The organism is Streptomyces sp. BYX5S, from assembly GCF_054724165.1.
The window spans coordinates 5,469,683-5,493,339 of sequence record NZ_CM138829.1; the positions used below are offsets into that span (position 1 = coordinate 5,469,683).

At 72.8% G+C, this 23,657-nt stretch carries 18 protein-coding genes; 14 read left to right on the top strand and 4 right to left on the bottom strand.

Features of this window, described 5'->3' with window-relative positions:
* The first annotated feature begins 1 nt into the window (after position 1).
* From ACYBSK_RS24920 to ACYBSK_RS24930, 3 genes are all read left to right on the top strand, one after another.
* Positions 2 to 967: a carbohydrate ABC transporter permease gene (locus ACYBSK_RS24920; protein WP_460243400.1), complete on the top strand. Its 966-nt coding sequence runs from the start codon at positions 2 to 4 to the stop codon at positions 965 to 967.
* Positions 968 to 1,031: 64 nt separating this feature from the next.
* Positions 1,032 to 3,266, top strand: a complete 2,235-nt coding sequence (locus tag ACYBSK_RS24925; RefSeq protein WP_460247095.1) for a glycosyl hydrolase family 95 catalytic domain-containing protein — start codon at positions 1,032 to 1,034, stop codon at positions 3,264 to 3,266.
* Positions 3,267 to 3,330: 64 nt separating this feature from the next.
* Positions 3,331 to 4,035, top strand: a complete 705-nt coding sequence (locus ACYBSK_RS24930) for a glycoside hydrolase family 12 protein (protein WP_460243401.1) — start codon at positions 3,331 to 3,333, stop codon at positions 4,033 to 4,035.
* Here the strand turns inward: ACYBSK_RS24930 and ACYBSK_RS24935 are convergent.
* Together ACYBSK_RS24935 and ACYBSK_RS24940 are read right to left on the bottom strand one after the other, a co-directional pair.
* Entirely contained in the window at positions 4,016 to 4,882 is an 867-nt protein-coding gene (locus ACYBSK_RS24935; RefSeq protein WP_460243402.1) for an alpha/beta hydrolase, read from the bottom strand. The two genes, ACYBSK_RS24930 and ACYBSK_RS24935, sit on opposite strands and share 20 nt — an antisense overlap.
* 44 nt (positions 4,883 to 4,926) lie before the next feature.
* Positions 4,927 to 5,943, bottom strand: coding sequence for a LacI family DNA-binding transcriptional regulator (locus tag ACYBSK_RS24940; protein WP_457479445.1), 1,017 nt, complete (start codon positions 5,941 to 5,943; stop codon positions 4,927 to 4,929).
* A gap of 257 nt (positions 5,944 to 6,200) precedes the next feature.
* Here ACYBSK_RS24940 and ACYBSK_RS24945 point away from each other — a divergent pair, with 257 nt between their 5' ends.
* The 6 genes from ACYBSK_RS24945 to ACYBSK_RS24970 all read left to right on the top strand — a co-directional run bounded on the left by ACYBSK_RS24945 (position 6,201) and on the right by ACYBSK_RS24970 (position 15,009).
* Positions 6,201 to 7,748, top strand: a complete 1,548-nt coding sequence (locus ACYBSK_RS24945) for a carboxylesterase/lipase family protein (RefSeq protein ID WP_460243403.1) — start codon at positions 6,201 to 6,203, stop codon at positions 7,746 to 7,748.
* 37 nt (positions 7,749 to 7,785) lie between these two features.
* A complete protein-coding gene (locus ACYBSK_RS24950; protein WP_457479447.1) occupies positions 7,786 to 8,514 on the top strand; it encodes a DUF1275 family protein in 729 nt (242 codons plus the stop codon).
* Between the two features lie 283 nt (positions 8,515 to 8,797).
* Complete coding sequence (locus ACYBSK_RS24955) at positions 8,798 to 9,019, top strand: type A2 lantipeptide (RefSeq protein WP_457479448.1); 222 nt, start codon at positions 8,798 to 8,800, stop codon at positions 9,017 to 9,019.
* A gap of 142 nt (positions 9,020 to 9,161) precedes the next feature.
* On the top strand, positions 9,162 to 9,959 hold the full coding sequence (locus ACYBSK_RS24960; protein ID WP_457479449.1) for a DUF2118 domain-containing protein: 798 nt from the start codon (positions 9,162 to 9,164) through the stop codon (positions 9,957 to 9,959).
* Positions 9,960 to 10,069: 110 nt separating this feature from the next.
* A complete protein-coding gene (locus tag ACYBSK_RS24965) occupies positions 10,070 to 12,187 on the top strand; it encodes an NHLP family bacteriocin export ABC transporter peptidase/permease/ATPase subunit (protein WP_460247096.1) in 2,118 nt (705 codons plus the stop codon).
* An 8-nt stretch (positions 12,188 to 12,195) separates the two neighbouring features.
* Positions 12,196 to 15,009 carry an NHLP bacteriocin export ABC transporter permease/ATPase subunit gene (locus ACYBSK_RS24970; RefSeq protein WP_460243404.1) on the top strand — a complete coding sequence of 938 codons (2,814 nt, stop codon included), beginning with the start codon at positions 12,196 to 12,198 and terminating at the stop codon, positions 15,007 to 15,009.
* Between the two features lie 83 nt (positions 15,010 to 15,092).
* Here ACYBSK_RS24970 and ACYBSK_RS24975 read toward each other — a convergent pair whose 3' ends face one another.
* Entirely contained in the window at positions 15,093 to 15,767 is a 675-nt protein-coding gene (locus ACYBSK_RS24975) for a GntR family transcriptional regulator (protein WP_460243405.1), read from the bottom strand.
* Between the two features lie 139 nt (positions 15,768 to 15,906).
* Here ACYBSK_RS24975 and ACYBSK_RS24980 point away from each other — a divergent pair, with 139 nt between their 5' ends.
* From ACYBSK_RS24980 to ACYBSK_RS25000, 5 genes are all read left to right on the top strand, one after another.
* On the top strand, positions 15,907 to 17,241 hold the full coding sequence (locus ACYBSK_RS24980; protein WP_460243406.1) for an MFS transporter: 1,335 nt from the start codon (positions 15,907 to 15,909) through the stop codon (positions 17,239 to 17,241).
* Positions 17,238 to 18,413, top strand: a complete 1,176-nt coding sequence (locus ACYBSK_RS24985) for an aspartate racemase/maleate isomerase family protein (protein WP_460243407.1) — start codon at positions 17,238 to 17,240, stop codon at positions 18,411 to 18,413. Before ACYBSK_RS24980 ends, ACYBSK_RS24985 begins: the two co-directional genes overlap by 4 nt.
* 7 nt (positions 18,414 to 18,420) lie before the next feature.
* Positions 18,421 to 19,326: a polysaccharide deacetylase family protein gene (locus ACYBSK_RS24990; protein ID WP_460243408.1), complete on the top strand. Its 906-nt coding sequence runs from the start codon at positions 18,421 to 18,423 to the stop codon at positions 19,324 to 19,326.
* 143 nt (positions 19,327 to 19,469) lie between these two features.
* Positions 19,470 to 20,774, top strand: a complete 1,305-nt coding sequence (locus ACYBSK_RS24995; RefSeq protein ID WP_460243409.1) for a purine-cytosine permease family protein — start codon at positions 19,470 to 19,472, stop codon at positions 20,772 to 20,774.
* A 24-nt stretch (positions 20,775 to 20,798) separates the two neighbouring features.
* Complete coding sequence (locus ACYBSK_RS25000; protein ID WP_460243410.1) at positions 20,799 to 22,238, top strand: amidase; 1,440 nt, start codon at positions 20,799 to 20,801, stop codon at positions 22,236 to 22,238.
* A gap of 10 nt (positions 22,239 to 22,248) precedes the next feature.
* Here the strand turns inward: ACYBSK_RS25000 and ACYBSK_RS25005 are convergent, their stop codons facing one another.
* The gene (locus ACYBSK_RS25005) at positions 22,249 to 23,505 is read right to left on the bottom strand and encodes a lipase family protein (protein ID WP_460243411.1); all 1,257 of its coding nucleotides are present in this window, start codon (positions 23,503 to 23,505) and stop codon (positions 22,249 to 22,251) included.
* Positions 23,506 to 23,657: the final 152 nt, after the last annotated feature.

The following is a 23,657-nucleotide window of genomic DNA, read 5'->3' on the forward strand; positions in this document are numbered from 1 at the left end:
CATGAGCGTCACCGTGGAACGTCCCGCGGCCGACCCCGCCGAGCGGCCGGTCGCGCCCGCCCGCTCCCGCTGGCAGGCGCCCGAGCGCCCCGTGTGGGAGGAGCCGCCCACCAAGGTCGGCCTCGGCGCCAAGGGCCTGATCCTCGGCGTGTGCGTCGTCGCGGTGCTCGGACCGCTGTGGGTGGTGGTCGTGACGAGTCTGTCGCCGCGGCACGTCATCGACTCCGCGGGCGGCCTGGTGCTGTGGCCGGAGGCGGTCACCTTCGTCAACTACCAGGAGCTGCTGAGCGGCGGTCAGGTCAGCCGGGCCATGCTGGTCTCCCTCGGGGTGACCGGAGTCGGCACCGTGTTCTCGATGGCGGTGTCGGTCCTGGCCGCGTACGGGCTGTCGCGGCCGGGGTCGTTCGCCCACCGGGCGCTGCTGATGGCGCTGATGACGACGATGTTCTTCAGCGCCGGGCTCATCCCCACGTATCTGCTGGTGCAGACGCTGGGGCTGACCGACACCTATCTGGCGCTGATCCTGCCGAGCGCGGTGAGCGTGTTCAACATCCTGGTGCTGCGCGGGTTCTTCATGAACATCTCGCAGGAGCTGACGGACAGCGCCCGGATCGACGGGGCCGGTGACCTGAGGATCCTGTGGACGATCGTGATGCCGCTGTCCCGCGCGGTGATCGCCGTCATCTCGCTGTTCTACGCGGTGGCGTACTGGAGCGCCTGGTTCAACGCGATGATCTACATCGACGATCCGGCGAAGCTGCCGCTCCAGAACGTGCTGATGCAGCTCGTGCAGAAGAACACGGCGCTGCCGACGGGCCTGAGCCAGGCCGTCAACGCGGGCGAACTGTCCGCGCTCGGGCTCCAGATGGCGATGATGGTGCTCGCGCTCGCCCCGGTCGCGGTGGCGTCCCCGTTCGTCCAGCGGCACTTCAAGAAGGGGATGCTCATCGGGGCGGTGAAGGGGTGAGGGCCGCCCGGGGCGGGTTCCCGCGTCTCGGTCCGGCCGTCCGGGACGGCGTGGGGTTCCGGTGATCCCGGAGCATCCGCACGGTACGTGGGAGTCCGCGCCCGCCGCCCGCTGGGAGGACGGTTACCTCAGCGGGAACGGCCGGCACGGGGCCCTGGCCCACGGCGGTCCGCTCGACGACCGGGTGGTGGTCACCCATCACACCCTCGTCCGCCCCGACGGCGGCCCGCAGCCGGGACCGCCCGCGCTGGCCCATCAACTGACCGATCTCCAGGACCAGTTGCTGGCCGGTGACGTGACGGCGGCCGAGCGGTTCACGGACGGGCGGCCGCTCACGTGGGTGCGGGCGTTCCACCCGGCGTTCGAGGTGCGGTTCGCCCGGGACGGCGCGGTGGGGCGCGGCTACCGGCGCGCGGTCGACTTCGCGACGGGGGTGTGCGAGGCACGCTGCGGCGGATGGTCCTCGCGGGTTTTCGTGTCGCGGGCGGACGACGTGGTCGCGCACTACGTGACCGGGGCCGGGCTCGACGGGGAGGTGTCGCTCGACCCGCGGCTCGACAGGGTCCCCGGCGGGCTCGGCGTCGGCCGCGGCATCGTGCTGACCCCGTACGGGGCCCGCCTCACGATGCGCTGCCGCTACCCGGAGGGCGACCTGGCGTACACCGGGGTGACGCTCGCGGTGGTGCGGGGCGGGCGGGCGTCGGTGGGCGCCACGGGGCTGCGGGTCGAGGGGGCGACCGGGGTGCTGCTCCTGACGCGGGTGCGCCGGCACGCCGGGGAGCTGGACACGGCCGCCGAGGCGGCCGCGCTCGCGGAGCTGCTGGTCCGGCCGTCGGACGCCGCCGGGGAGCCGTCCGACGTCGGCGCGGCCACGTACGCGGCGCTGTTCGCCCGGCACGAGGCGCTGCACCGCCCCGCCTACGAACGGGTCGGCTTCGAGCTGGACGCGCCGCGTCACCAACGCGGCATGCCCGGCGCCGAGTTGCTGGCCCGGCCGGGCAGCCCGGCCCTCCTTGAGCGGCTGTTCGCGGCCGGGCGGTACCACCTGCTCAGCTCGTCGGGCGTGCTGCCGCCCCGGCTGACCGGGCTGTGGACCGGCGCGTGGGACACCGCGTGGTCGGGGGCGTTCACCACGGACGCGAACCTGAACCTCCAGACGGCGTCGGCGGTCGCCTGCGCGCTGCCGGAGACGCTCGACGCCCAGGCATATCTGATCCAGGGGCAGTTGGCGCACTGGCGGGACAACGCGCGGCTCGTCTTCGGGGCCCGGGGCATCGTCGCGCCCGCGCACACCGACGGCGAGTCGGGGCACGCGTACCACTACCAGCGCGCGTATCCGATGCACCTGTGGACCGCGGGCGCGGACTGGCTGCTGACGCCGCTGCTCGAACAGGCCGAGGCGACGGGCGAGCGGCCCGCCTGGCTCGCGGCGGCCGTCACCGAACTCGCCGTGTTCTACGAGGACTTCCTCACGCGGACGGGCCCCGACGGGCGGATCGCGATCGTCCCCTCGTACTCCCCGGAGAACCGTCCCGCGAACGCGAGCTGGGGCACGGTCAACGCCACCATGGACATCGCGGCGGCCCGGCACGCGCTGCGCACGGCGGCCGCCTGGCACCCCGGGCCGGACGGCGCGCGCTGGTCCGCACTGGCCGACCGGCTCCCCCACTACCGGGTCAACGAGGACGGGGCGCTGGCCGAGTGGGCCTGGCCGGGGCTCGACGACACCTACGACCACCGGCACCTCAGCCACCTGTATCCGGTGTGGCCGCACCACGACATCACCCCGTACGACACCCCGGAGTGGGCGAAGGCGGCGCAGCGGGCGCTGGAGCTGCGCGGCGCCGAGAACCACTCCGCGCACGGCCATCTGCACCACGCGCTGATCGCCGCCCGGCTGCGGGACGCGCCGCGGGTCGCCGACTGTCTGCGCCACGTCCTGGCGGGCGACTACTTCCACGACTCACTGATGAGCGCGCACTACCCCGACCGCACCGTCTACAACGCGGACGCGGCGCACACCCTGCCCGCCCTCGTCACGGAGGCCCTCGTGCAATCCACGCCCGGCCGCCTGGTGCTGCTGCCCGCACGTCCGGCCGACTGGCGGCGCGGCGCGGTGCGGGGGCTGCGCACCCGGTTCGGCGCGCAGGTGGAGCTGCGGTGGGGCGGCGGGAAGTGCACGGCCGTCGTGCGCGCGGGCCGGGACGCGGACGTCGACCTGAGGACGCCCCGGGGCGGCGAGGGGCGGCTGCGCCTGACAGCGGGGGAAGCACACGAACTGCACTTCTCCACCGGCTAGTTCACGACACCCGTCCAACAGGAACCACCCCTGTCCGACACGAACCCCCAAGGAAAGGCAGACCATGGCACCCTCCACCCGACGCACCTTCCTCGGCGCCACTCTCACGGCCGGGGCGCTGCTGGGCCTGGCCTCCGCTCCCGCCCGCGCGGCGGTCTGGTCCTCGTCCGAGCAGTGGGGCAACTACACCACCCCGGACGGCTACATCCTCTACAACAACATCTGGGGCTCCGGCGCGGGCGCGCAGACGATCTGGGCCAACTCGTCCTCCAATTGGGGTGTCTGGGCCAACCACCCGAACACCGGCGGCATCAAGTCCTACCCGAACGCCAAGAAGGTCGTGAACCGCAGGATCAGCGCGCTCACGTCGCTGTCCAGCAGCTACAACGTGACCGTGCCGTCCTCCGGCGCGTACAACACCTCGTACGACATCTGGGACACGAACTACGACCACGAGGTCATGCTCTGGATGAACCACAACGGGGCCGTCGGTCCGCTCGGCACCTCGCAGGGCACGCTCACGCTCGGCGGGCACACCTGGACCGTCTACAAGGGCAACAACGGCGCCAACGAGGTGTACTCGTTCCTGCGGACCTCCGACTCCACGTCCGGCACCGTGAACATCCTGCCGATCCTGAAGTGGATCCGGGACACCAAGGGCTGGTGGGGCGACGTGACGATCGGGGACGTGCAGTTCGGCTACGAGATCACCTCGTCGTCCGGCGGCCTCGACTTCCGGACCAACGGCTTCAGCGTGTCGGGCGGCTGACCTCGTCCGCGATCTCGGCCAGCACGCGGGCCGCGGGCGCCGGGTCGACCAGCCACTTGAGGTGCGAGCTGTCGAGGGTGCGCACCCGGTAGGGGTTGTCCGGCGTCAGCGCGTCCCCCTCGCGGATCAGCCGGTCCTGGAGGGCCGGAGGAAGGCTCGTGTCCCGGGCCAGGCGGACGTACGTCCTCGGGACGCGGCCCCACGTCGCGGCCTGCGCGCGGTCGGCGTCCGAGCCGGCGTCGAGGTTCTCGTCGGGCTGGAAGGTGTTCAGGAAGGTGCGGAACTCGTCGTCGGTGCCGTCGGCGAAGAAGGCCTCCCTGAACGCGGCGAGCGCCTTCTCGTCGGCGGTGCGGAAGTTGACGCGCAGCAGACCGAGTTCGGCCGGGTCGCCCGCCATGGCGAGGGCCAGGGACGCGGGGTCGACCGTGGCCATCTCCGGTGCGGCGTAGTAGTCGCCGACGGTGAGGTCGACCGGGCACCAGGCCGACACGTACACGAGGTGGTCGATCAGGTCGGGGCGCCGGTTGGCGACGGCCGTGGCGGTGACGCCGCCGCGGCTGTGCGCGACGAGCACGACCGGCCCGTTCTCCTTGGCACGCTCCAGGACGCCGATCACGTGCGCGGCGTTGTCGGCGAGGGTGACGCCCTTGATGGCGCCGGGCGCCGAGGCGAGGCCCGCCGGGTCCTGCGGGGCCTGGTAGGCCGCCGGGTAGGTCGCGGCGAAGCCGTGGCCCGGCAGGTCGACGGCGACGGAGCGGTGGCCGAGCAGGCCGAGCTCCGCCTGGAGCGGGGCGAAGGAGAAGGAGTTGGCGAACGCTCCATGGACGAGGACGTACGTGGGGTGCACGGGGACGCTCGCTTTCTGACGTTTCAGGACCGGATACGGTGATCCTATGCGGCGGGTGGCGCGTGCGCCGCACTCTCGCGGATCGTCAACTCCGGCTCCAGCAGAACGACTTCCTCGGCCGAGCCGCGGCCCTCGATCTGCGCGACGACCTGCTCGACGGCCCGCCGGCCCATTTCCTGCGCGGGCACGGCCACCGAGGTGAGCGGCACGGACGCGTGCCGGGCGACCTGCTCGGGGCAGACCGCGACGACCGACACGTCCTCGGGGACCGCCCGGCCGGACTGGCGCAGCAGGGCGAGCAGCGGGTCGGTCGCCGCCTCGTTCTGCACGATGAACGCGCTGGTGCCGGGGCGCTCGTCGAAGATCCGGGAGAGCGTCGCGGACACGGAGGCGTAGCTGCCCTCGCAGGGGCGGTGCAGGAGCCGCAGGCCGAGTTCGGCGCTGCGCTCGCGCAGGCCGGTGAGGGTGCGCTCGGCGAAGCCGGTGCGGCGCTCGTAGACGGCGGCGGCCTCGCCGATGACGGCGATCTCGCGGTGCCCGAGGTCCGCGAGGTGCTCGGCGCACAGCGCGCCGGCCGCGGCGAAGTCCAGGTCCACGCAGTGCAGTCCCGTGGTGTCGGTCGGCAGGCCGATGAGGACGGCGGGGCGGCTCGCGGTGCGCAGGAGCGGGAGCCGCTCGTCGTCGAGCTCGACGTCCATCACGATGACGGCGTCCGCGAGCGCGCTGCCCTCGATGCGGCGCACCGCCTGCGCGCCCTCCTCGCCGGTGAGCAGCAGGATGTCGTAGCCGTGGCTGCGGGCGGCGGTGGCGACGGCCGTCGCGATCTCCATGATCACGGGGACGTACATGTCGGTGCGCAGCGGCACCATCAGGGCGATGATGTTCGACTTGCTGCTGGCGAGGGCGCGGGCACCGGCGTTGGGGTGGTAGCCGAGCTGGCGCACGCTCGTCTCGACGCGCTCGCGGGTGGCCGCGGAGATGGACCGCTTGCCGCTGAGGACGTAGCTGACGGTGCTGGCGGAGACTCCGGCGTGTTTGGCGACCTCTGCGAGCGTGACCATGGGGTTCTCCTGAGCCGGGCCGAAGAGTGGGGAGTGCGCCGACGTCGGCGGAAGCCACCCGTCGTTCGGCACGCCGACCCTATGATTCGCGCGGGGTGCCTGTCCAGAACCGCGTCGAAGCGCTTCGACAGCCGGACCGCGGGGCGCCGGCCGCCCCCCGGAGGCCCTGTCGGACACACGTGTCATCGTGGAACCCGGGCTCCGGCCGCCCGGCCGGTCCCGCTCTTTCCAGGAACGACGCACCAGGAAGGACACGCATGACCGACGCCACCGCCACCGCGCCCGTCAGCATCACGACGGGCCGGGTCCGCGGCCTCGTCCAGGGAGACCTCAGCGTCTTCCGCGGCATCCCCTACGCCCAACCCCCGGTCGGCGCACTGCACTTGGCGGCTCCCGAGCCCGCCCTGCCGTGGGACGGCGTGCGGGACGCGTTCGCGTTCGGGCCGCCGCCCCCGCAGTCCCTCGCCGGCGGGCTGATGGGCCGGCCGATGCCCGAGGGCGACGACTGGCTGACGGTCAACGTGTGGTCGCCGGACCTCGGCGCGGCGGGCCTGCCGGTGCTGGTCTACCTGTACGGGGGCGCGTACATCACCGGGTCCGCGGACGGCCCGCACTACGACGGGTCCGCGCTCGCGGCGCGCGGCACGGTCGTCGTGACCCTCAACTACCGTGTGGGCGCCGAGGGGTTCGGCGTCTTCGACGGCGCGCCGGCCAACCGAGGGCTGCTCGACCAGGTGGCGGCGCTGCGCTGGGTGCGGGAGAACGTCGCGGCGTTCGGCGGCGACCCCGACCGGGTCACCGTGTTCGGGGAGTCGGCGGGCGCGGGTTCGGTGGCGGCGCTGCTCGCGATGCCGTCGGCGGCCGGTCTGGTGCGGCGGGCGGTGGCGCAGAGCGTGCCGGGCACGTTCTTCACACCTGCTCTGGCGCGGGACATCGGGGCGACGATCGCGCGCCGCCTGGGTGTGCCGGGCGCGGGCGCCGCCGAGCTCGCCGCGTGCGCGCCGAAAGCGTTGCGGGACGCCACCGACGACGTGATCCGCGAGCTGTCGGAGCACGCGGACCGCTGGGGCCGCGTCGCCCACACGCTCACCCCGTTCTCGCCGGTGGTCGACGGCGAGGTGCTCCCTGTCACCCCGTGGGAGGCGCTCGCGGGCGGCGCCGCGCGCGACGTCGAGCTGCTGGTCGGGCACAACCGCGACGAGTACCGGCTGTTCACCGTGATGGCCGGCCGGTACGGGACGACGACCGAGGAGGAGGCGGCGCGGGCGCTGGCGCGGTTCGGTCCGGGTCCGGGCGCGGAAGGCGGCTACCGGGCCGCGTATCCGTCGGCGAGCCCGACCGACCTGCACGAACTCGTCATGTCCGACTGGCTGTTCCGGATTCCGACGCTGCGGCTCGCCGAGGCGCACACGGCGGGCGGCGGGACGGCGTTCGCGTACGAGCTGACCTGGGGCGCGCCGGGCGCGGACGGCTCCCTGGGGGCGTGCCACGCGCTGGACGTGCCGCTGGTGTTCGGGGCGCTCGACTCCGACTTCGCGGGACTGTTCCTCGGCGGCGAGATCCCGCCGGAGGCCGTGGCGCTGTCCGAGGAGATGGGGGCGGCGTGGACCGCGTTCGCCGAGGACGGGGACCCGGGGTGGGCCGCCTTCACCGCGAAGGAGCGCTCGACGCGGGTCTTCGACGCGCCGTCGCGCACGGCGCCGTACCCGGAAGAGGCCTCGCGGCTGCTGTGGGAGGACTTCGCGTTCGCGCCGCTGGATCTGGAGTCCGACCGGGCATCGGAGGGCCGACGCGCCGACGGCTGAGCGTTTCGATCCGGCCCGCGCGCCTACCGTCTCGGGCATGGACAAACGCGCCCAGCTGTCACTGGTTCTGCTCGCCGGTGCCTCCGGGGCCGTGGACGCCCTCGCGTTCACGGCCCTCGGCACCGTCTTCGCCGGTGTGATGACCGGCAACCTCGTCCTGCTCGGCATCTCGGCGGGGCCGGGGTCCGGGCACGAGGTGGCCGGGCCGCTGTACGCGCTGGGCGGGTACGCGGCGGGCGCCGCGGCAACCGCCCTCGTCTGCCGGGGTGTTCGGAAGGCGCGGGCGGCGGCGGGGTGGCCGGGCCGGGTCGTCGGCTGCCTCGCGGCGCAGTGTCTGCTGCTCGGCTTCCTCGCCGTGGCGGGCGGCCTGCTCGGCGGGGAGCCGGACGGGGCCTGGCGCACGGTGCTGCTCGTGGTGGCGGCCGTGGCGATGGGCGGGCAGTCCGCGGCGATGGTCGCGGCGGGGGCCGGGGCCGCGCCCACCACGTATTTCACGGGGACGCTGACGACGCTGGTGACCGGGGCGGTCGACGGGTCCGGGCGGGGATGGGGGCAACTGTGGGTGACCGGGCGGTTGTTGGCCGTGGTCGGCGGCGCCACCTGCGCCGTCGGCGTCCGGGAGGCCGCGGCGCCGTGGGGGTTCGCGCCACCCGTGGTCCTGGCCGTCGCGGCGGTCGCTTGCCAGAAACCTGCACACCGAATGCGCAGGGCAGTCACGGCGCTCCGCAAAAAACCATTGCCCCATACAAGCACCGCGCGCCATTGATGGGCGCCTGTCCCCCTTTGCCATTGAGCGACACAGGGAGTTCACAAACCTCTCCGTGAAGAATGTGAAGGACCTGCCGCCCGGTTGTGAAAACCCCGGCACACAGCGGTAATTGGTCGCGCGAATTCACCGCGAACGAGTCCGGTCCGATTAGCTGTGCGGCGCGTCAACATGCTTTGATCCTCCGCATCGCAAGACGGCCGCAGGCATTCGCAGCCACCGATTTCCAGCGCGCCGCGCGAATTTGAAATAACCCGGACATACCCATGAAGGGCGGCTCACCATGAGCAACCACATCGAGACCCTCGAGATCTCCGACGCCGACCTCGACAACGTCTCCGGCGGTCTCGTCGGCGGTCTCGTCGGCCAGGTCACCAACACCGTCGACGGCATCGTCCCGGTCTCGGGCACCGTCTCCTCGGTCACCAACACGGTCGAGGGCCTGACCGGCGTCAACGCCGGCGCCGTGACCGGCCTCGTCGGTGGCGTGACGGCCGGCCTCTGAGCCGGACCGATCCCATGGATCACCGCGCCGCCACCTGACGGGCGGCGCACCCCAAAGCCTCGGGACCCCGCGTCCCGGGGCTTTCGGGGCGTCCGGGACCCGTTCGGAGCCGGGCGTGGAAGCAACGTAAGGGAAAGACCCCGTGCAGTTCCGCCAACAGGCCCTGTCCAAGCTGCAGTCGCCGGAGGAGCTCGATCTGCCGGTGCGCCTCGCGCGGCCGCAGGGACTGCTCGTCCTCGCCGTCACGGTCGCCGTGATGGTCGCCGCGTGCGTCTGGGCCGTCACCGGCACGGTGTCGTCGACCCTCAAGGCGGACGGCATCCTCACGTACGCGCAGGGCAGTTACGTCCTCCAGACCCCCGTCACCGGGCAGGTCACCGGCGTGTACGTGAAGGAGGGGCAGCGGGTGCGCGCGGACGCGCCGATCCTCAAGGTGCGCACGGCGCAGGGCAACCGGGCGGTGCGCGCCATCGACGCGGGCCGGGTCACCGCGCTCGTCGCCCGGATCGGCTCGGTCGTCACGACCGGCTCCGACGTGGCGACCGTGGAGCGGACCGGCTCGACGCGCGACCCCCTGCTCGCGATGCTGTACGTGCCCGCCACCGGCGCGGGCACCGTGAAGGCGGGCGCCGACGTCGACCTGACCGTGCCGCAGGCCCAGAGTTACGGCGTGCTGCGCGGCACCGTGAAGGCGGTCGGGCGCGCGGCCCAGACGGAGCGGCAGGTCACCGACTTCCTCGGGGACGGCTCCCTCGCCGCCCAGTTCACCAAGGGCGGGGCGCGGGTCCCGGTCCTCGTGAAGCTGGAGAAGGCGGACACCGAGTCCGGGTACGCCTGGTCGTCCGACGGCGGGCCGCCCTATCCGCTCGCCTCCATGACCCTCGCCTCCGGCTCCGTGCACCTCGCCGATCAGCGCCCGATGGATTGGCTGAAGCCGTGACCCAGACCTCCCTGCCGCCCGCGGGCCACCGCCCCGACCGCCGCCGCGCCCGCCCCGCTCCCCCGCCGAAGAAGGCGGGCAGATCAGTACGGACGCCCACCGTGCTCCAGATGGAGGCCGTGGAGTGCGGCGCCGCGGCGCTCGCGATGATCCTCGCGCACCACGGCCGGCACGTCCCGCTGGAGGAGCTGCGCATCGCATGCGGCGTCTCCCGCGACGGCTCGCGCGCCTCCAACCTTCTGAAGGCGGCCCGCAGTTACGGCATGACCGCCAAGGGCATGCAGATGGAACCGGCGGCGCTCGCCGAGGTGCAGGGCCCGGCCATCCTCTTCTGGGAGTTCAACCACTACGTCGTCTACGAGGGGATGACGCGCCGCTTCGGACGGCGCGGCGTGTCCGTCAACGACCCCGACAAGGGCCGCCGCTTCGTGCCGATCGAGGACTTCGACACCAGCTTCACGGGTGTCGTCCTCGTCCTGGAGCCGGGCGAGGACTTCCGGCCGGGCGGCCGCAAGCCCGGCGTGCTGAAGGCGCTGCCCGGACGTCTGCGCGGCACCACCGGCACGATGCTGGTGGCGCTGCTCGCGAGTCTGCTGCTGGTCGGCGTGGGCGCGGCGGTGCCCGCGCTCAGCAAGACGTACATCGACCTGTTCCTCATCGGCGACCAGACCTCGCTGCTCGGCGCCCTGTTCGCGTCGATGGGCGCGATGGTGGCGCTGACCGCCGTGCTGACGTGGCTGCAACAGGCGAACCTGTTGCGGGGGCGCATCATCTCCTCGACGCTGAGCAGCGCCCGCTTCTTCGGTCATCTGCTGCGGCTGCCCGTCACGTTCTTCGCGCAGCGCAGCCCCGCCGACCTGGTGCAGCGCCTCCAGTCCAACGACGCGGTCGCCGAGACCCTGGCCCGCGACCTGACGGCGGCGGGCGTCGACGGGATCGTGGTGCTGCTGTACGCGGCGCTGCTGTACTCCTACGATCCGCAGCTCACCGGGGTCGGTGTCGGGATCGCGCTGCTGAACGTGGTGGCGATGCGGGTGGTCGTACGGCTGCGGGCGACGGGGACGCAGAAGCTGCGGGCGGACACGGCGCGGCTCACCAACACCTCGTACACCGGGCTTCAGCTCATCGAGACGATGAAGGCGACCGGCGGGGAGAACGGCTACTTCCGGCGGTGGGCGGGCCAGCACGCGACGACCCTGGAGGAGCAGCAGAAGCTCGGGGTGCCGAGCGCGTGGCTCGGCATCGTCGCACCGACACTCGCGACGCTGAACAGCGCGCTGATCCTGTGGATCGGCGGCATGCGCGCGGTCGAGGGCCACTTGTCGGTAGGTCTCCTTGTCGCCTTCCAGGCCCTCGTCACCCGCTTCACCGCGCCGCTGACCCGCCTGAACGGCGTCGCGGGCCGCATCCAGGACTTCGCCGCCGACGTGGCGCGCCTGAAGGACGTGGAGAACTTCCCCGTCGACCAGCTGTACGCGCGCCCCGAGCAGGTGCAGAGCACGCGTAGGCTGCGCGGTCACATCGAGCTGGACGACATCACGTTCGGCTACAGCCCGCTCGACAAGCCGCTGCTGTCCGGGTTCTCGCTGACGGTGGGGCCGGGCCAGCAGGTCGCCCTCGTCGGCGGCTCCGGCAGTGGCAAGTCGACCGTCTCGCGGCTGATCTCGGGGCTCTACGCGCCGTGGGAGGGCGTCATCCGGATCGACGACCGGCGCCTGGACGACGTCCCGCGCGGCGCCCTCGCGGCCTCCGTCTCCTTCGTCGACCAGGACGTGTTCCTCTTCGAGGGCACGGTCCGCGACAACGTCGCGCTGTGGGACCCGTCGATCTCCGACGAGGCGGTCGAGGAGGCGCTGCGCGACGCGTGCCTGTACGACGTGGTGGCGCGGCGGCCCGGCGGTGTGCGCGGCCGGGTCGAGCAGGACGGCCGGAACTTCTCGGGCGGGCAGCGGCAGCGGCTGGAGATCGCCCGCGCGCTGGTGCGTCGCCCGTCGATCCTGGTGCTCGACGAGGTGACCAGCGCCCTCGACGCCGAGACCGAGCAGACGGTCATGGACAACATCCGGCGGCGCGGCTGCGCCTGCGTCGTCATCGCGCACCGCCTGAGCACCGTGCGGGACAGCGACGAGATCGTGGTCCTCGACCACGGACAGGTCGTCGAGCGCGGCCGCCACGAGCACCTGGTGCGGGCCGGGGGGCCGTACGCGAACCTGGTCAAGGAGCACTGAGCACGGACATGACCGACCTGCACCAGGAGTTCACCTCCTCCGACCAAGTCGTGGCGGCCTTCGGCGGCCTCGGCGCCCCCGTCGACTGCACGGACCTGCGCACCCTTCCGCTGGAGGGCCCGCACGTGCTGTGGCTCGTCGCTGGCGGCGCCCTCGACCTGTTCGCCGTCGACGCGCACAGCCAGGGCCACTGGCACTTCCTGGGCCGCCTGGAGCCGGGCACGCTGCTGCTCGGCCCCGTCGAGGGCACCCAGCACACGCTGGTGGGGCGGCCGCTCGGCGGCTGCCAGGTCCGCCGGATCCCGCTGCGCGAGCTGCCGTACGCGCCGCCCGCGTACGACGGTTCGTACGGCTGGAGCCTGTTGGAGGAGGCCTTTGCGCTCGGGGTGGGGCGCGGGCAGCGGATCCTGTTCGAGGCGCCGCTCGACGGGCGGACCGTCGACGCGCAGGAGGACTCCCTCGTCGGCGACGACGACGTGCTCTGGCCGCAGCTCTCCCCCGGCAGCGTCCAGTACGGCTCCGCGTACGCGGCCGACGCCGCCGCCGACCTGCTCGTCGACTCCGGTCTCTGGCAGCGCATGGTCAACCAGCAGTGGCGTCTCCTGTCCACGCTCGACCGCTGGATCGAGCGGCTGGAGAGCGCCCACGAGGACCGCGCCGCCGCCGGCATCCGGGCGGGCGAAGCGGTCCGCGAGCAGGCCGACCGGGCTCTGCTGGCGTCCATGGGCACGCGGCGCGGGCGCCGCCGCTCCGCCGAGGCGGGCGCCGACGCCACGTACGCCGCCTGCAAGGTGGTCGCCGACGCGGCGGGCATCCGGCTCGTCGACCCCGACCACGTGGGCGCGGTCAGCGACCGCCTCGATCCGGTCGAGCAGCTGGCGACGGCCTCCCGGCTGCGCACCCGGCCGGTGCGGCTCGCCGGTGACTGGTGGCGCCGCGACGCGGGCCCCCTGGTCGGCTACCGGGCCTCGTCCGGGGCGCCGGTCGCGCTGCTGTGGCGGCGCGGCGGCTACGAGTCGGTGAGCGCGGCGGGCGACCGCCGCGTCCGGATCGACGAGGACGGCGCGGAGGACTTCGAGGAACGGGCGATCATGCTGTACCGCCCGCTGCCGGAGGGCCGGCTGACGCCGCTGCGGCTGATGCGCTTCAGCATGGGGACCATGACGTCGGACATCCGCAGGCTGCTCCTGGCGGGCCTGGTCACGGTCGGTCTCGGCGCGCTCGTCCCGGTCGCGACGGGCCAGGTCCTCGGCACGTACGTACCCAACGCGCAGACGAGCCTCATCACGCAGGTGTCCCTCGCCGTGATGGTCACCAGCATCGTCACGGCGGCGTTCATGCTGTTGCAGAACCTCACGGTGCTGCGGATCGAGGGCCGGGTCGAGAGCGTCCTCCAACCGGCGGTCTGGGACCGGCTGTTGAGGCTGCCGACGCGGTTCTTCGCGTCCCGCTCGACGGGTGAGCTGGCGAGCGCGGCGATGGGCATCAGCTCGATCCGGCGGCTGCTCTCCGGCGTCGGCCCGATCGTCGTGCAGTCCACGACGGTCGGCGCGATGAACTTCGTCCTGCTCCTGCTCTACAGCGTCCCGCTGGCGATGGCGGCGCTCGGCATGCTGGTCCTCGTCGCGGGGATCTTCCTCACCCTCGGGCTGCTCGAACTGCGGTGGCAGCGCCGCCTGGTGAAGCTCGGCAACAAGCTGAACAACCAGGCGTTCCAGACGCTGCGCGGGCTGCCGAAGCTGCGGGTCGCGGGCGCGGAGAGCTTCGCGTACGCGGCATGGGCCAAGGAGTTCGCGCGCACCCGGGAGCTCCAGCGCCGCGCGGGCCGCATCAAGAACGCGACGACGGTCCTCAACGCGGTCTACCTGCCGCTGTGTTCACTCGTGATGTTCATGCTGCTCGCCGGTCCGGCGCGCGGCAGCATGTCGGCGGCGTCCTTCCTCACGTTCAACACGTCGGTGACGATGCTCCTGACGGCGGTGACGCAGCTGACGGGCGCGCTGATCTCGGCGGCGGCGGTGCTGCCGATGTACGAGCAGATCAAGCCGGTGCTCGACGAGAAGCCGGAGGTCCGCGCGGCGGCGACGCAGCCCGGCGAGCTGACGGGCGCCCTGGAGGCCCGCGGCGTCTCCTTCCGCTACACGGAGGACGGCCCGCTCGTCCTCGACGACGTCGACCTGTCCATCCGGCCGGGCGAGTTCGTGGCGGTGGTCGGCGAGAGCGGATGCGGCAAGTCCACGCTGCTGCGCCTGCTGATCGGCTTCGACGCCCCGGCGTCCGGCAGCGTCCTGTACGACGGTCAGGACCTCGCCGCGCTCGACCAGGCGGCGGTGCGGCGGCAGTGCGGTGTGGTGCTCCAGAACGCGCAGCCGCTGACCGGGTCCATCTACGAGTGCATCTGCGGCGCGGAGGCGTTCACGCAGGAAGAGGCGATGGCGGCGGCCGGGATGGCGGGGCTCGCGGAGGACATCAAGCGGATGCCGATGGGGCTGCACACGATGATCTCGGGCGGTGGGGCGGTCTCCGGGGGGCAGCGGCAGCGGCTGATGATCGCGCAGGCGCTGATCCGGCGTCCGCGGATTCTCTTCTTCGACGAGGCGACGAGTGCGCTCGACAACGAGACGCAGCGCATTGTCATCGACAGTACGCGGGCGCTGAACGCGACGCGGATCGTGATCGCCCATCGTCTGTCGACCGTCATGGACGCGGATCGGGTGGTGGTGATGTCGGCGGGGCGGGTCGTTCAGCAGGGGTCTCCTGCGGAGTTGCTGGCCGATACGGGTGGGCGGTTGCACGAGTTGGTGCGGCGGCAGATGGCGTGACGTCGCGGGGCTCCGCCCCGGGCCCCGCGCCTCAAACGCCGGCGGGGCTGGAAGGATCGGGGCTCCGCCCCGGGCCCCGCTGCTCAATCGCCGCAGGGGCTTGATTGGCCCGCGCCGAACAGGACCCTTATCGCCACCTCGCGGTAGTGGCGGACGTGGCTCAGGGCGCGGGTGGCCGCGAGGTCGGCGTCGTGGGCCGCGATGGCCTCGTACAGGCCCTGGTGTTCCTCCCACACCGCGTGCGGGTCGTCGACCTGCTGGAACAGCCAGCGCATGCGGCCCTCCAGCGGTTGCAGGGTGTTGGCCAGCAGGGTGTTGCCCGCGATCTCCACGATGTGGTGGTGGAAGGCGGTGTTCGCGCGCGAGATGCGGGCCGGTTTCCCCGTGCGGGTGGCCTTCTCCGCGCTGGTCAGCAGCCGCCCGAGGGCGGCGAGCTGCGGTTGCTGCGCGCGTTCGGTGGCGCGCCGCACCGCGAGCACCTCCAGCGCCTCGCGCAGGTCGAAGAGGTCGAGCACGTCCTGGAACGAGAGCTGCTTGACGACGATCTTGCGGGCCGAGGCCGCCTCCAGGAAGCCCTCGCTGAGCAGCACCCGGATCGCCTCGCGCACCGGGATCCGGGACACCCCGAACTCCTCGGCGACGTCCCGCTCCAACAGCCGGTCACCGGGCTTGAGTTGACCCGCGATGATCCGGTCGCGGATGCCCTCGCAGACCTGGTCGCGCAGCCAGCCCGCCTCGCCGGGTCCCGCCTGTGCCATGTTTCCTCCCCGTCAATTACCGCTCACGGTATACCAACGCCTTGACGCGGGACCGCACCGTCCGCATCCTTTGGTATGCCATAGCGACGAACGCACACGTCAGAAGCTTCTCTCCCTGTCCCCAGGCAAAGGGTTCGACATGTCGTCAGCCGATCTGTCCCGCGCGACCGACGCGGGCAAGGCGTCCGAGAGAACCACCAAGTCACCACAGAGCCGCACCCGTTGGAAGGTGTTCCTGCTCCTCCTCGGCATCGTCACGCTGAACTACATCGACCGCGGCTCGGTGTCCGTGGCGCTGCCGCTCATCACCCAGGACCTGCACCTGTCGAAGGAGGTCACCGGGATCGTCCTGAGCGCGTTCTTCTGGACGTACGCGCTGATGCAGATCCCCGGCGGGTGGCTCATCGACCGGTTCGGGCCGCGCCGGATGGCGGGCGGCGCCTGCGTCGGCTGGGGCCTGGCGACCGGGGTGACCGCGGCGGCCACCGGTGTCGGCTCGCTGCTGGCGGCGCGGCTCGCGCTCGGCGCCGTCGAGGCGCCCGTGATGCCGGCCGGCGGCAAGCTCAACGCGCACTGGCTGCCCGCGAAGGAGCGCGGCCGGGGCGCGGTCCTGATGGACGGCGGCGCCCCGCTCGGCTCGGCGCTCGGCGGCATCGCCATCTCCGGTCTGATCGCCTGGACCGGCAGCTGGCGGATCGCCTTCGTCGTCGCGGGCGCCGTGACGGTGGCGGTCGGCTTCCTGGCCCTGCGGTATCTGCGGGACACCCCGCGCGAACACCCGGGTGTGAACGCGGCGGAGGCCGACTACATCGAGCGCGCGCACGCCGAGGAGGACGCCGCCGCGCCCGGCGAGGACCGTCCGGCGAAGCTGAAGCACTACCTCAAGTACCGCTCGTTCTGGGGCATGTGCCTGGGCTGGATGGGCTTCAACGGCGTCTTCTACGGGCTGCTCACCTGGGGGCCGCTGTACCTGTCGGAGACCAAGGGCTTCGACATCAAGTCCATCGGCTGGTCCACGCTCGTCATCTTCGGCGCGGGGTTCGTCGGCGAACTGATCGGCGGCTGGCTCGCCGACGCGTGGCGCTCGCGCGGGACCGCCGCCAACACGGTGCTGCGCACCCTGATGGGGATCGCGGGCACGGCCGTGACGGCGGGGCTGCTCGGCGTGGTCCTCGTACCCGACGCCGTGACGGCGGTGGCGCTCCTGTCCGGCGTGCTGTTCTTCCTGCGCTGGGCGGGCCTGTACTGGGCGCTGCCCTCCACGCTCGGCGGCCGGGCCAACGCGGGCGTGGTCGGCGCAGCCATGAACCTGTCCGGGAACATCGCCGGGATCGTCACGCCCATCGCGGTCGGCTTCATCGTCGGCGGCACCGGTTCCTACACCTGGGCGCTGCTCTACTTCGTCGGCGCGGGGGTGCTGTTCACCTGCGCGTCCCTGGTCATCGACTATTCGAGGAGGCTCGTCGTCCGATGAGCAACGACCGTCCGCTGCGCGTGGGGATGCTCACGCCGTCCTCCAACACCTGCCTGGAGCCCGTGACGTACGGGCTGCTCCGGGGCGCCGGGCCGGGCCTCGCCACCGCGCACTTCGCCCGCGTACCGGTCACCCGGATCGCGCTCGACTCCGGCAGCGACGCCCAGTTCGACCGGGAGCCGATGCTGGCGGCGGCCCGGCAGCTGGCCGACGCGAAGGTCGACGTCCTGGTGTGGAACGGGACGTCGGGGTCCTGGCTCGGCGTCGGCCGCGACCGGGCCCTGGCCGACGCGCTCACCGCCGAGACCGGCATCCCGGCCACCACGTCGACGCTGGCGCTGCTCGACGCCTGCGCCGTCTACGGAGTGACCCGGCTGGGGCTCGCCCTGCCCTACACCCGCGACGTCGCCGACGCGATCGTGGCGACGTACGCGAAGGAGGGCCTGGAGTGCGTGCTCGCCGAGCCCTTCGGAGAGCACGACAACGAGGCCTTCGCCCGGATCCCGCCCGCCGACGTGGCCCGGCAGATCGAGGCGGCGGCGACCGGCGGGGCCCAGGCCGTCGCCGTGGTCTGCACGAACGTGTACGGCGCCTTCGAGGCCGAGCGGCTCGAACCGGCCCTCGGGGTACCGGTGCTGGACTCGGTGGGCGTCACCCTGTGGCGGGCGCTCGACCTGGCCGGGGCGCGCCCCTCGTGGTCCGGGCACGGGCAGCTGCTGCGCGACGGCAGCCTGCGCGCGCGGGTGCAAAAGGTGCTCCAGGCGCTGCTGACGGCGACCGGCGCCGACCGCACCACGTTCCGCGTCGACCTGCCCGCACACGGTCTGCACGTCGACCTCACCGCGGGCGAGGCGCTGGCCCCCGGCGTCCGCTCGATCCGCCGCGACGCCTCCCTCGACCAGCGCCGTCTGAACACGGTCGCGTGGCTGGAGGCCGAGCGCCGCCCGCTGGTGCAGCCGCACTTCCGCGAGGCCCCGCACCCGCCCCGGGCGCTCCAGGACGTGTACGGCGTGCGCGCCCAGATGCTCTCCCCCGTGCAGACCGGAGGCGCGCTCACCGGCTGGATCTCGGTCCACAGCACCCGCGAACGCGCCTGGACCGACGCCGACCAGCAGGCCCTCGCGGCGGCCACCGCCGACCTCACCGCCCAACTCGCCGATTCCAAGGAGTAGTTCACGCATGGCCAAGAACATCCAGATCGCCCTCGGTGTCGACGTCGACGCGGTCGCCGGCTGGCTCGGCTCCTACGGCGGCCAGGACTCCCCCAACGACATCCAGCGCGGCGTCTTCGCGGGCGAGATCGGCACGCCGCGCCTGCTCAAGCTGTTCGAGCGGTACTCCATCCGCACGTCGTGGTTCATCCCCGGCCACTCCATCGAGACGTTCCCCGAGCAGACCCGGATGGTCGTGGAGGCGGGCCACGAGATCGGCGCGCACGGCTACTCGCACGAGAACCCGATCGAGATGACCCCGCAGCAGGAGGAGGACGTCCTCGCCAAGTCGGTCGAGCTGATCGAGGAGTTCACCGGCCGGAGCCCCAAGGGCTACGTGGCGCCGTGGTGGGAGATGTCCCGGTCGACGGCCGCGCTGCTCCACAAGTACGGCTTCTCCTACGACCATTCGCAGAACTACCGGGACTTCACGCCGTTCTACGCCCGCGTCGGCGACTCCTGGACGAAGATCGACTACTCGGGCGACGCGAAGGACTGGATGAAGCCGCTCGTGCACGGCCACGAGGTGGACCTCGTGGAGTTCTGCGGCAACTGGTACGTCGACGACCTGCCGCCCATGATGTTCAACAAGCACGCCCACAACAGCCACGGCTACGTCTCGCCGCGCGCCCTGGAGCAGGACTGGCGGGACCAGTTCGACTGGGTGCACCGCGAGTTGGACTACGCGGTGCTGCCGATCACTCTGCACCCGGACGTCTCGGGCCGCCCCAACGTGCTGCTGATGCTGGAGCGCTTCATCGAGTACGTCTCCGGGCACGAGGGCGTGTCGTTCGTGACGCTGGAGGACGCGGCGGACGACTTCCGGCGCCGCTTCCCGTTCGAGGGCCCGGAGCGCCCCGCCGACATGCGGTGACGCCGCACGCCGACGTTTAACACGGACGCGACCGAGGGCGCCCCAGCGGAAACACGGGGCGCCCTCCCGCGTAACACGGCACTCCTAAATTCACGGCCATTACGGTATACCAACGGCCCCGAGGGGCCTGTGCGGAGGGCTCCATGGCCGGAACCGAAGAGTACGAACACACCCCTGTCCCGGGCACCGCGCGCAAGAGTCTACTGTCGGTGGCCTCCGTGTGGTTCGGGTTCCCGATGAACCTCGGCAACGCCGTCTTCGGCGGCGTGATCGTCTACAACCTGGGGCTCGTCGAGGGCCTGCTCGCGATCCTCGTCGGCAACCTCGCCCTGTTCGGCTACGTCGGCGCGCTCAGCCACTACGCGGGCCGCACCGGCAAGAACTTCGCCCTCCAGGCCGCCGACACCTTCGGGCGCCGCGGCCGCATCGCGGCGGCCGGGTTCCTGGCCACCGTGGTGATCGGCTGGTTCAGCTTCCAGATCGGCCTCACCGGGACGACGCTCCAGAGCACGCTCGGCTGGGCCCCGATGTGGGGCGCGCTGCTCGGCTGCGCGCTCTACACCCTGCTCACCGTCGCGGGCATCCGTGCCCTCGCCCTCGTGGGCGCGGTCGCGACGCCCCTGTTCGTCGTCCTCGGCGCGGTCGCCGTCGGCTACGGCGCGGGCCACACCACGTTCTCCGACGCGCTCACCTACCAGGGCGCGGGCACCACCCTCGGGTTCGGCGGCGCCGTCACCATCGTCATCGCCGGGTTCGCGGACTCCGGCACCATGACGGCCGACTTCACCCGCTGGTCGAGGAGCGGGCGCAGCGCGGTCGCCGCCACGGCCTTCGCCTTCCCGTTCGCCAACTTCGTCGCCTACGCGCTCGGGGGCGTCGTCGTCGCGATCGGCGGGGCGGCCGATCCGGCGGTCGACGGCGGCGGTTTCCTGCCGCTGCTGACCGGGCACGGCCCGCTGCTCACCTCGGTCGCCGTGCTGTTCGTCTTCGTCAACCTGGGCTCCGTCGCCTCGCACTGCCTCTACAACGGCGCGGTCGGCTGGTCCGCGCTCACGCCCGCGACCATGCGGCCGCTCGCCCTCGGCCTCGGTGTCCTCGGGCTGCTGTTCGCGCTGAGCGGCGTGTGGGGGCACTTCGTGGACTGGCTGAACCTGCTGGGCGTGTTCGTGCCGCCGATCGGTGCCGTGCTCGTCGCCGACCAGTACCTGCGCCGCCGCGGGGGCCGTGCGACGGCCGTCGAGCGCGACTACCGGTGGAGCGCCCTCGGCGCCTGGGCGGCCGGAGCGCTGGTCGCGGGCCTCGCCCACTACCTCCTGCCCGGCTCCGTCGATCCGCTGTTCGGCACAGTGGTCGCGGCCGTCGTCCACCTGCTGGTCGAGCGGCGCACGGCGCCCCGGCCCACCCCTGCCGAGCCCGCCGTCGACACGGCCGGCGCCACCACCGTCTGAACCGGAACAACGGAAAGGCCACACGTGCACCCCACCGACGCCGAGACGATCTGCCGGCTGTCCGCCACCGAGACCGCGGCGCTGATCCGCTCGCGGGAGCTGTCCCCCGTCGCGGTCACGGACGCGGTCCTCGACCGGATCGACGCCGTGGACGGCGAGCTGGGCGCGTTCTGCACCCCCACTCCCGACCTGGCACGGGCCGCGGCCCGGCGGATCGCCGACGACATCGCCGCGGGCCGCGATACCGGCCCGCTCGCGGGTGTCCCGCTCGGCGTCAAGGACCTGATCTCGACCAAGGGCATCCGGACGACCTCCGGCTCCCACGCGTACGCGGACTTCGTACCGGACGAGGACGACATCGTCGTGGAGCGGTCGGTGGCGGCGGGCGCGGTCGTCCTCGGCAAGACCAACGCCACCGAGTTCGGCTACAGCGCCACCGGACACAACCCGCTGTTCCCGCCGACCCGCAACCCCTGGGACCTCACGCTGACGCCGGGCGGTTCCAGCGCCGGGTCCGCGGCGGCGGTCGCGGCGGGGCTCGGGCCCGTGGCGCTCGGCTCCGACGGCGGGGGCTCCGTGCGGGTGCCCGCCGCGCTGTGCGGGATCTTCGGGTTCAAGGCGTCGATGGGCCGGGTGCCGGTGTACCCGGGGTGCCGCGACGAACGCTACCCGGGGGTGTCCGGCTGGGAGTCGGTCGAGCACATCGGCCCGCTGACCCGCACCGTCGCCGACGCCGCCCTCGTGCTCTCCGTGCTCGCGGGCCCCGACCCGCGCGACCGGCACTCCATCCCGTGCGTGGACGTCGACTGGACCCGCCGCCGCCCCACCGGCCCGCTGCGCGTCGCCTACAGTCCCGACCTCGGCCGGGTCGCCGTCGACCCGGAGGTGCGCCGGGTGGTGGACGAGGCGGCCGCCGTCCTGGAGAAGGACCTGGGCGCCGTGGTCGAGCAGGTCGACCTTCAACTGCCGGACTATGGCGAGGCGTTCGGGGCCATCGTCGCCGCAGAGACCGATCTGACGGGGATGCGGGCGATGGCGGACGAGCTGGGCCCGGCCATGTCCCCGCACCTCACGGCGCTGCTGCGCACCCCGTGGACGGCCGAGCGGTTCACCGACGCCAATCTGGTGCGCAAGGCGGTCGTGAACCGGGTGGCGCGGCTGATGGCGACGTACGACCTGATCCTCACGCCGACGACCTCCGTCGCGGCGTTCCCCGTGGGCGTCCAGGGCCCCGAGCTGATCGACGGGCGGATGGTGCCCACGGACCACTGGACGTCGTTCACCCCGCTCGCCAACCTCACGGGCCAGCCCGCCGCCTCGCTCCCGGCGGGCCGCACCCGCGCCGGGCTCCCGGTCGGCGTGCAGCTGATCGGCCGGCACCTCGCGGACGGCGCGCTGCTCGACGTGTGCGCGGCGTACGAGGAGGCGGCGCCGTGGCGGGACATGTGGCCGACGGCTGTGTAGGCAACGGGCCCTAGCGCAGGTCCCCGTACTCGCTCAAGACGCCCGGCGGGGCAAGTGCGTTGACGTAGTGCGCGGGTCCGTGGTCGTCGAAGGAGTACTTGAACGGGATCGTCCGTGTCAGTGCCAGGCGCGCCGCGAAGAAGGCCAGGGGGGCCACCACGGCGAGGCCCGCGAGGCTGTCCATCTGGGGGTACGGGAGGGCCGGTTCGATCCGTTCCACCCAGCCCTCCCCGCGGGCGCGGCGCGGGATCGAGCCGAGGCGGCCGAGGCGGCGCAACGGGTTGGCGCCGGTGAGCAGGTCGCCCGGCAGGGCGGCGAGTTCGGCCGCCGCGTCGGCGGTCGCCGTGAACGCCGCGTCGACCGCGCGGCGCGGTTTGCGGAAGTGGAACTCGCGGCCGAACGGGGCGTAGGGGCCGACGGGGCGCGGGGGCAGCGCGGGCACCACGTCGCGGTCGTAGATGTAGCGCAGGAGGCGGTCGCGCAGCAGGTGGCTGCCGTTGCTGTCGACGGTGTCCGTGCAGGCGCGCGCCAGGTCGGGGCCGCCGAGCATGGGCTGGCCGAAGGTGTAGACGGCGCGCAGGCGGCGGGCGATGTGGGCGTAGCGGGGTTCGTGGACGAGGGTGACCGCCATGAGGGCCGCCATGGCCGCGCCCAGACTGTGGCCGGTGATGTAGAGCGCTTCGAGACCGGGGCCGCGGGTGCCCTTCTCGGCGGGGTCGATGGACTCGCCGCGCACCGCGCGCTCCAGGGCCTGGAGGATCAGATAGCGGGTGGCGCGCATGTTGCGGTAGAAGCCGGCGTGCACGTCGTACCTCTCGCCGTCGAGGTCGACGGCGAGGGTTTCCGGCCGGACGTCGGCGTCGGTGAGGATGCTGATGATGTCCTCGGGCTGCGTGCCCCGGTAGCAGAGGATCACGGTGCCGCGGTCCTCGTCCTGGATCAGATACGCGGCGGACGCGATGTAGAGCGCGTCGACGCGCTGTTCGAAGACGCGGCAGCGGTTGCGCTCCAGGCCGAGACGCGTCGCCATCATCGCGACGGTCTCCGCGTCGCCGCCCTGGTCGTGGCCCGCGTACGCGTACGCCGACAGCGTGGCCATGGTGTGCGGGAGCACCCCGTCCGCATCCGGGTGTTCCTTGTCCTCGCGCAGCACGCGCGGCAGGTCGGGGTGGACGGGGAAGGTCGTCCGGCCGGACTCGATGAACGTGGGCGGCTTCAGGGGGCGCAGCTCGGCGAACGCCGGTCCGTGCGCGGTCCTTTCCCGCATGGCACCTCCCGTGGCGGGGGCTGAGCAGCACACCACCGCCGCCTGCCGCCGTCAAGGCGTCGTCGATCGGCCACGCGCGGGGTCGGCGGGTGGGGCGGGTGGGCAGCGGGCGACGGCCGGTGCGGGCCCGCCGCCCGTACCCCGCGCGCTGA

Excerpts from the sequence above, each read along its gene's own strand:
- ACYBSK_RS25005 (WP_460243411.1), bottom strand. The coding sequence starts at position 23,505 with ATGCGGGAAAGGACCGCGCACGGACCGGCGTTCGCCGAGCTGCGCCCC.
- ACYBSK_RS24940 (WP_457479445.1), bottom strand. The coding sequence starts at position 5,943 with ATGGTCACGCTCGCAGAGGTCGCCAAACACGCCGGAGTCTCCGCCAGC.
- ACYBSK_RS24990 (WP_460243408.1), top strand. The coding sequence starts at position 18,421 with ATGGCCAAGAACATCCAGATCGCCCTCGGTGTCGACGTCGACGCGGTC.
- ACYBSK_RS24950 (WP_457479447.1), top strand. The coding sequence starts at position 7,786 with ATGGACAAACGCGCCCAGCTGTCACTGGTTCTGCTCGCCGGTGCCTCC.
- ACYBSK_RS24980 (WP_460243406.1), top strand. The coding sequence starts at position 15,907 with ATGTCGTCAGCCGATCTGTCCCGCGCGACCGACGCGGGCAAGGCGTCC.
- ACYBSK_RS24955 (WP_457479448.1), top strand. The coding sequence starts at position 8,798 with ATGAGCAACCACATCGAGACCCTCGAGATCTCCGACGCCGACCTCGAC.
- ACYBSK_RS24985 (WP_460243407.1), top strand. The coding sequence starts at position 17,238 with ATGAGCAACGACCGTCCGCTGCGCGTGGGGATGCTCACGCCGTCCTCC.
- ACYBSK_RS24975 (WP_460243405.1), bottom strand. The coding sequence starts at position 15,767 with ATGGCACAGGCGGGACCCGGCGAGGCGGGCTGGCTGCGCGACCAGGTC.
- ACYBSK_RS24970 (WP_460243404.1), top strand. The coding sequence starts at position 12,196 with ATGACCGACCTGCACCAGGAGTTCACCTCCTCCGACCAAGTCGTGGCG.
- ACYBSK_RS24995 (WP_460243409.1), top strand. The coding sequence starts at position 19,470 with ATGGCCGGAACCGAAGAGTACGAACACACCCCTGTCCCGGGCACCGCG.
- ACYBSK_RS24920 (WP_460243400.1), top strand. The coding sequence starts at position 2 with ATGAGCGTCACCGTGGAACGTCCCGCGGCCGACCCCGCCGAGCGGCCG.
- ACYBSK_RS24930 (WP_460243401.1), top strand. The coding sequence starts at position 3,331 with ATGGCACCCTCCACCCGACGCACCTTCCTCGGCGCCACTCTCACGGCC.
- ACYBSK_RS24945 (WP_460243403.1), top strand. The coding sequence starts at position 6,201 with ATGACCGACGCCACCGCCACCGCGCCCGTCAGCATCACGACGGGCCGG.
- ACYBSK_RS24965 (WP_460247096.1), top strand. The coding sequence starts at position 10,070 with ATGGAGGCCGTGGAGTGCGGCGCCGCGGCGCTCGCGATGATCCTCGCG.